Below are 7,954 nucleotides of genomic sequence, written 5' to 3'. Positions count from 1 at the left end.
CTGCTCCTGGAGGAAAACATTGGGTAACAAGTGCATTATCATCAACTTATAAGTTATGGCTAGGAGGTCATGTCAGTACAAGTAGGAATGCCTCTTTAATTGATAACTTATGCAGTTTAGTATCAAAATGTTGTGATCATAAAAAGTTGTTACTTATTGCGACAGATGGATTAAGTAGTTACAAAACAGGTATAAGAAAACATTTTCATAAGAAAATTCCCCGAAATGGTAAAACAGGAAGGTCTTCCTATTGCTTTCCTATAAATATAGTGTTAGTACAATGTATCAAAAACTATGTTCGAAAAGGAAAGCGTTATTTATGCTATGGTGTTAATCATTGCAACATTGCTTTGGGTACCCCAAAAGCAATCCCCTTTCTGATGAAGAAATTAAATAATAAAGGGGTAATTCATACTGCTTTTATTGAAAGATTTAATGCGACAATGAGAAGCAGTATACATACTTTCACACGAAGAAGTAGATCAGTGGTCAAAAATACTAGCTTGTCAGAAAAGTGGTTATATCTTTTCGGTGGTTTTTACAACTTCTGCAGAGTGCATCAATCATTAAAGAAAACACCCGCACAAGCTTCTGGCATTGTAAATCAGAAACTTACCTTTGAAGAACTGACTTTAATACATAGGTCGATAAAAAAATGGACGCCCCCTAAAAAGAAAGGACGTCCATCTAAAAAAGAACAAATATTAATAGATAGGTGGTATAACAACACTTAAATAGTTACCTACCCAAATGAATGATGATTCCGTTTATTAATTAGGGAGGGGCTACTTCTTTGAAAAGATCTTAATACCTGTTTTATAACCAATTTGAAACTTGACAAATTGGTCTTGGTAATTTTTAGCATCATTGGCTAACACTTCATTTGGTGTACCATAATAGTACAGAGGGTTTTCTGTTAGTTCAGCTCTTGAATACATAAACCTTAAAAACACTCTCTTTTGTGTGTTGCTTTTAGGGTTATAGAATAATTCAATTCCAATATTTACTAATCTTTGATCATTTCTGGCTTCAAAGAATTTTGGATCATTGATATATTGCCATTCATATCCACCAGAAACTTCTAGTCCATAATTAGTATAGGCTTGAAGTAAATAATGGAAATTGAGATTTAAACTTGAGGAGGAAATTCTACCAACATCACCTGTGAATGTATTTCTGGTGTCTGTTAAATAATAATTAAAGCCACCATTTATCTCAAATGTATTATTATGAACTTTCCACTTGATAAGATTCAATTGGGCAGAAAGTTCCAAGAACGATTGCTGTTTCACTTTCAGTTTATTATTAACTCTAAAAACAGAGGAAGTATCAGTGCCATTTATAAAGGAAACCGTATCGATATTGGCATATCTTGAAGAACTATCAAGTAGTGAAAATCTTCCGTTAAATTCTATTCGACTTAGGAACTTCAAGTAAGTTCGTCGCTTTTTTGAGGGTATAATGTCATTGAATAATGGAAATGGCATTGACAGCTCGGTATCTACTAATCCATTATCAGCTTGCCCAATTAAACCTAAAGCATCTGTGAAAATTCTAACATCAAGGTAATGATCTAGGGAAACACCTTTATGAAGAGGTAATTTACTTTTAAACCCTTCAATATCATAGTTGCCTTTACCCGGTCTATACATCACATTTTCTGACTTAGGCATCCAGTTAATTACATCATAAAACTTTACCGTTTCTTTTTCTTTTTTATTATAAAACTCTAACTTATTTAACCTGTTTTCCTGTTTTAAGTTGATTGGACCACTACTAAAAGTATTATAATCATGTGTAATTATTTTCACAAATAATATCCCATCTTCATTGACTTCTACATGTGTTGATTTTCTATAATATGTTCTAGTTTTTGATTTAAATTCTCTGAATCTAATTTTTAATGTACTACCTCCAACTTTTAATAATAACCAATCTAGTTGTTCTGGGATGGTACTATTTGAACGAATGTCATAAATTGGATATTCTAATTTGTAATCGTCAGTTGAATCGTTATCGTTTAAAATCTTTAGGTTGATTTTTCTTTCATATGCTCTTGGTTTGAAGAAATGACCCTTATGCTCTTCATTATCTATAGAATGGATGCGTAAAGTTGTTAAAGTATCCTTTTTATGTTTAATTATCATAGTGTCATTTCTGGTAAAGATATCAAGTGAAATTGTATCTTCTTTAAGTTGTATATGATCCTTATTAGTATTGATAAGTATATCAAAATTATTGATCGAAAGTTTTACAGAATCACGGTTTATTACTTCTCTATCTTTTTGGACTTGGAAATTATCGTAAAAATATAAGTAACCAACAGTGTCTAGATAACTTTCATTGATGTACTGTTTTAAAAGCTCAATAGTCTCTTTGTTTTCTTGAGCTATTTTTCTTGCAGTTGCGTCCTTGGTAGAATCAGCTGTTGCAGTTGAGTCGTTTTGACTTTGAGAGAAAGCACTGCTGGTTAGTAATAGTAAGATGAGAATTGTTGTAATAAATGTTTGCATATTTGTTAATGTAGCTAAGTGAAAAATCATTGTGTTAACAAAATTAACAATTATTCTGTTAATGTAAGGAGAGATTGTGGGATTTTATTCTGAGAATATATTATTTAGAATGATAATAAAAAGTCATCAAAAATCAGACACTCCCAATTTCAAACGACTATATATAATTTATACACTTGTCCTTTAAATAAAATCAAGTAACATAATAACATAACCTTTTCTTATTCGTTGATTTTTGTATTAATCATCTGGAGAAAAGTGTATTATTTTTAATCAACTAGGAATGAAGATATGGTACATATTTTTGATCTCTTTTTTCTGCATCTATTATAAACGGGATTATTGTAATCTATTTCCTCATAATACCTGTTGTCTATACAAAGTCTATCCTTAAAAAACATTGAAAAAGCCTTTTATAAGTCCGTTGTAATAGATTTTACAACCTTTTACAATAGAAATTCAAGTCTATAAGAGTGTAAATTTTAATATTAAGTGGGGTGTAATTTTTTTACCACACTTCCGTTTCCTTAAAATTGACTTAGTTTATTCAGCAAATCAATATAGACTAGCTTATTGGACTTCTGTCCTAGCACTTCACTAGATTAATGAATATAACGATAGAAATGAATCGAATTAGATTAATTACACTATTTGTCTTTGCACTGTTCATAGGAGCATGCAATAAACAACAAGAGCAACCTAAAGAAGCTAAAAAACACTTTGAGCCGAATTGGGAATCATTGAGTCAATACGAGTGTCCTGAATGGTTTAGAAATGCCAAGTTTGGTATATATACTCACTGGGGTGTTTACTCGGCTTCTATGGCCACGGGTAATTCAGATTGGTACGGAAGAAACATGTACAATGATTGGCACCCGAATTACAAATTCCATAAAGAAACGTACGGAGATCAGAAAGAATTTGGCTATAAAGATTTAGTGCCGAAACTGACTGGTGAGAAATTTAATGCAGATGAGTGGGCTGAATTGTTCCAAAAAGCAGGGGCACAGTTTGCAGGACCGGCGGGAGAACATGCTGACGGTTTTTCAATGTGGGATTCTAAAGTGAACCCTTGGAACTCGGTAAAAATGGGCCCGAAGATCGACGTGGTTGCGGAGATGAAAAAAGCGGTAAAGAAGAGAGGAATGAAATACGTGGTCAGTCTGCATCACTCTTGGCTTTGGGGTTGGTATCCCACTTGGGATGAAAATACGGATTGTGCTAATCCAGAATTTGCAGGTTTATATGGACCAAAAATTCCTGAAACTTCTCGTCTTCTTAAGATTGGTGATGAAAAAGGGTCTTACCCAATGCCTAGCCCTGAGTTTGAAAGAATTTGGCTAGAAAAAGTAAAAGAAGTAGTGGATGGCTATTCACCAGATTTACTTTGGTTTGATAACAGAGTTAGAATTTTATCAGAAGGTATCAGAAAGCAAATGGTGGCTTATGTACATAATCACAGTGCTCAAAATAATATAGAAAGAGTATTTACATTTAAGCGTCCTGACTTCCCATTGGGTGTTGGAACAGTAGATTTGGAGCGTGAACGCATGCCGGATATCTATCCTGATCCATGGTTAACGGATACATCTATTTCAAAATCTTCTTGGTCTTATGCATCAGACTTAAAATGTTATCCTACGAACCGTTTAATTGATGACCTTGTGGATATTGTCAGTAAAAATGGTTGTCTATTACTAAACGTTGCACCACATCCTGATGGTACAATCCCTCAAGAACAAAAAGAACGTTTGTTGGAAATGGGAGCATGGTTAAAGTTAAATGGAGAAGCAATTTACGATAGCCGTCCTTGGTTGATTTTTGGAGAAGGCCCAACGAAAACGAAAAGTGGTCACTTAGCCGATCAAAAATTTGATGGTTTTGGAGCTGAAGATATCCGTTTCACAACAAAAGGAGATCAGTTATATGCTATTGCATTAGGCTGGCCTGAATCAGGAGTATTGCCTATCAAATCATTAGGTTTAATTGCATATAATTCGAAAGTAAAAGATATAGAATTGATTGGCCACAAAGGGAAATTAAAATGGGAAAGAACGGAAGAAGCATTGAATGTAACGCTTCCTAAAGATAAGCCATGTGATTTTGCTTATGTATTTAAGATCAATTTTAAAGAAAATAAATAATACTTATGATATGGTTCGTTAGGATATTGCATTGCAACGTTCTCACGAACCATATTACAATCCATGATATTTATTATATAAACTAATAGCTCAAACCAAGCTGAGCATCATTAACATTAGAAATAGACATTATATTAAAACAGAAATGAAAATATTTAATCTTCAACTACTCACAAAAACAGGAATGTTACTCGCATTCTTGTTGTCTTCAGCAATTTCTTTTGCTCAAAAAAAACAACCCAATATCATTTACATTATGTCAGATGATCATGCCGCACACGCTATCGGTGCTTACGGTGGACGATTATCATCATTAAACCCAACACCCAATTTAGATAAGCTGGCAGACGAAGGAATTCGTTTTAGCAATGCTTTTTGTAATAACTCTATTTGTACACCAAGTAGAGCATCAATTATCACTGGTCAGTACCCTCAGACAAATGGTGTATTGGACTTGGATATTCGCTTAGAGCCGGAAAAGCAATATTTACCAAAAGAAATGAAAAAGTTGGGGTACAGTACTGCGATAATTGGAAAGTGGCATTTGCATATTGAACCAACTGCTTTTGATTATTATAAAGTGTTACCTGGCCAAGGAAAATATTTCAATCCTTCATTCCATGAAAAGGGAAAAGGAGAGTGGCCAAAAAATAAAGTGAAAACGGAAGGACACTCAAGTGATGTAATTACGGATGTGACGATCGAATATTTAGAAAATAGAGATAAGAATAAGCCATTTTTCTTAATGCATCATTACAAAGCACCACACGATTTCTTTGAATATGCACCTCGTTACGAAGACTATTTAGCGGATACTGAAATTCCAGAGCCTTCAAGTCTATATTATCAACCCAATTGGGGATCGGAAGGCACAAGAGGAGCCAATGATTCTTTGACAAACTATATTGGTACTTCGGTTTCTGACCGTCATATGTATAGAAATTATAATAAATTTTTCCATGAGGATTCTCTAAAAGGGCAACAGTCGGCACACGTTGCTTATCAAGATTATTTGAAAAGATACTTGCGTTGTGTAAAAGGAGTGGACGATAACTTAGGTCGTTTATTTGATTACTTAAAGAAAGAAGGCCTTTGGGAAAATACTATCATTGTTTACACGGCAGATCAAGGAATGATGTTGGGTGAGCACGATTTGCAAGATAAACGATGGATTTATGAAGAGTCTATGCGTATGCCATTTATCGTACATTATCCTAAAATGATTAAAGAAGGGAAGGAAGCCGATCTTTTAATTAACAATACAGATTTTGCTCCAACATTAATAGAAATGGCAGGAGGAAAAGCACCTGAGTACATGCAAGGAAGAAGCTTTGCAAGGACGCTAAAAGGAAAAGAAGAGAAGGGTTGGAGAACGTCAACTTACTACCGTTATTGGATGCATATCATTCATCATTACGTACCGGCTCATTTCGGTTTACGTACCAAAGATTATAAGTTAGTATTCTATTATGGAAAGCACTATTTACCAGAATCAGAGTACGCAAAACATTACTGGGCAAAACAATATTATGGTATCGAAAGAGAAACGCCTCACACTTGGGAATTCTATGACCTTAAAAATGATCCAGAGGAATTGCATAACCGCTACGATGATCCAGAATACCAGGATATTATTGCAAAGTTGAAATCAGAATTAAAACAACAAAGAGAAGACTTGAATGAGACAGATGAAAACTATCCGGAAATTCAAGCGATAGTGGAGAAATATTGGGATACAAAAACGTTATCTGAATAAGAAAAATACCCTCTCTTTAAGTAGTGTTTTACTTTTTGAGAGGGTATTTTTTCATGCTTTTTTATACATCAGAAGATTTCTGATAATCTAAAAGTCATGAATGATACAGTAGGTTAACATTAGTGCCAGCAAGTGTGAGAGTAGTGCTATCCTCTACTTTAAAGCATAACATAGCACAGAAAATTTAATTAGAAGTTGGTGAAAACCTAGTTGATAGTGCATTTATACTTTACTAAATTTAATTACAGATATTTTCCCTGAACTATCATGAAGTCTTAGTATACTCGCAGTATGATATTTCTTTTGAAGTTCCCACCATTTTAATTCTTCTCCAGGTTTTAAATTCAACGAACCAAATTCAATTAATTGTCCATTGAAGTCGTATAGTTTCCAATTTACCCTTCCTGATATTTCTATTTTTGTTTTCTGATTGTTCGCATTATTTACATTGTATTGAACAAAATCTATAGAATTAGGGCAAGATTTCCCATGGTCATATATTTCCCAGCCATGCTCGCTCACTATCTTTTGTCTACCTGCCTCACCTTTACAGTAAGTAGCCGATATATCTATCTCAAGGTACTTTACCAGGTCTAATTGACTCCAACTATTTAATAGATCATCATATTTATCGCTTGGGTAATTTGTATCAAGAAGGAAAGACCGCAAAGCATATACGGATGTTACATCCCATTTACTTAAGTCTCCTTTAAAACTTTTAGCTCTATGAAACATCCCACTCATATCTACTACTGATGAAACATCCCATAAACTAATATCACTATTAAATGTAACGGCCCCATAAAACATCCACGACATATATTCTACAGATGAGACGTCCCAATTGCTGATATCACCGTTAAAACTCAATGCTTCTTCAAACATCATGGGCATATCTGTTACAGAAGACACATCCCATTTACTAAGGTCCCCATTAAAACTACTTGCACCAGAAAACATCCATCCCATATCAGTCACTGAAGACATATTCCATTTACTTAAGTCACCATTAAAGTGTGTAGCTCGAGCAAAAGCCGCCCACATAATTGATACAGAGGATAAATCAGGTGTGTCTTTTGCCGAAAAAGCAATAAGATTCGTACAGTGGTAAAAGGCATTTTGGAATGAGGTGAAATTAGTATGTCCCCATTGTGCTACATCAATAATGCTTTGCGGAGCATTGAAATGATTTAATTCTCCTCTTATGCGGATTGTATCAATAGATCCTGTAAAATGATGTTCAATCGTTTCCATTCCATTGGTAGTCACTTCTACCCAATGACCATCATTGCTCCAGTCGATATAGAAGGATGAATTAGTATTGACTCTAAAAGTAATAGGCGAAAGTTCTTGATCCACGACAATAATAAAATCAGATTCACACTCTTGTGCAAAAACAGTATTGGATGATAGGAGCAAAAATAAGTAAATGATATTCTTCATAATCCATTAGTTTTAATTTTGGGTAATACCGCTTGTTAGATTTAATTATTATTGAAAGTCAGTGTGTTATCTATTTATTAGACTTTGGATTATTTTTT

Annotated in this window: 4 protein-coding genes and 1 pseudogene; 3 read left to right on the top strand and 2 right to left on the bottom strand. The window is 33.9% G+C overall.

Annotated elements, in window-relative coordinates:
* Nucleotides 1–734, top strand: a pseudogene (locus HHU12_RS35075) (hypothetical protein); the annotation flags it as partial.
* Between the two features lie 51 nt (nt 735–785).
* On the opposite strand, the gene HHU12_RS20390 reads toward HHU12_RS35075, so the two are convergent.
* Entirely contained in the window at nt 786–2,513 is a 1,728-nt protein-coding gene (locus HHU12_RS20390) for a hypothetical protein (RefSeq protein ID WP_169658586.1), read from the bottom strand.
* A gap of 623 nt (nt 2,514–3,136) precedes the next feature.
* Between HHU12_RS20390 and HHU12_RS20385 the strand changes: the two genes are divergently transcribed.
* Both HHU12_RS20385 and HHU12_RS20380 read left to right on the top strand, forming a co-directional pair.
* Nucleotides 3,137–4,657, top strand: a complete 1,521-nt coding sequence (locus HHU12_RS20385) for an alpha-L-fucosidase (protein WP_169658585.1) — start codon at nt 3,137–3,139, stop codon at nt 4,655–4,657.
* A gap of 145 nt (nt 4,658–4,802) precedes the next feature.
* Nucleotides 4,803–6,413: a sulfatase family protein gene (locus HHU12_RS20380; protein WP_205959937.1), complete on the top strand. Its 1,611-nt coding sequence runs from the start codon at nt 4,803–4,805 to the stop codon at nt 6,411–6,413.
* Between the two features lie 222 nt (nt 6,414–6,635).
* Here HHU12_RS20380 and HHU12_RS20375 read toward each other — a convergent pair whose 3' ends face one another.
* Nucleotides 6,636–7,856: a BspA family leucine-rich repeat surface protein gene (locus tag HHU12_RS20375; protein ID WP_169658584.1), complete on the bottom strand. Its 1,221-nt coding sequence runs from the start codon at nt 7,854–7,856 to the stop codon at nt 6,636–6,638.
* Nucleotides 7,857–7,954: the final 98 nt, after the last annotated feature.

This window comes from Flammeovirga aprica JL-4 (genome assembly GCF_012844305.1).
Lineage (GTDB): Bacteria > Bacteroidota > Bacteroidia > Cytophagales > Flammeovirgaceae > Flammeovirga > Flammeovirga aprica.
This window is presented reverse-complemented; position numbering and strand designations above follow the sequence as displayed.

Bases quoted from the DNA above. Each gene is read 5' to 3' on its own strand.
- HHU12_RS20390 (WP_169658586.1), bottom strand. From the start codon at position 2,513: ATGCAAACATTTATTACAACAATTCTCATCTTACTATTACTAACCAGC.
- HHU12_RS20385 (WP_169658585.1), top strand. From the start codon at position 3,137: ATGAATCGAATTAGATTAATTACACTATTTGTCTTTGCACTGTTCATA.
- HHU12_RS20380 (WP_205959937.1), top strand. From the start codon at position 4,803: ATGAAAATATTTAATCTTCAACTACTCACAAAAACAGGAATGTTACTC.
- HHU12_RS20375 (WP_169658584.1), bottom strand. From the start codon at position 7,856: ATGAAGAATATCATTTACTTATTTTTGCTCCTATCATCCAATACTGTT.